We start from the raw sequence: 270 nt of genomic DNA, 5'->3' as shown, positions 1-270 counted from the left end.
TCAATTATACTCGGTTGACGCTTTTCTGCAAAATCACCCAATGCTTCCATAACTTGCGCTTTCTTAGCGTTTTCGTGTATGAGCTGCATCATGATTAGGTTGTTCTTGCGACCGAACAGCGCTTTAGATGCCATTTCATGTGTCGCTAGTCCTGCATCAATTGCATCTGTCCAGCCTTTCACCTCTTTCACAAAGTCAGCGTTAAGCTTAACAGAGCCAGACCAATCGGATTGTGTCCACGCGCCAACCAAAGCGTATTGGTTTGGATCG

Annotated in this window: 1 protein-coding gene; it reads right to left on the bottom strand. The window is 45.9% G+C overall.

The window, feature by feature from the left end:
* A partial coding sequence (locus tag DC53_RS22355; RefSeq protein WP_033032892.1) for a hypothetical protein occupies window positions 1–270 on the bottom strand: 270 nt, incomplete at both ends.

The organism is Pseudoalteromonas fuliginea, from assembly GCF_000690055.1.
GTDB lineage: Bacteria > Pseudomonadota > Gammaproteobacteria > Enterobacterales > Alteromonadaceae > Pseudoalteromonas > Pseudoalteromonas fuliginea.
This window is presented reverse-complemented; position numbering and strand designations above follow the sequence as displayed.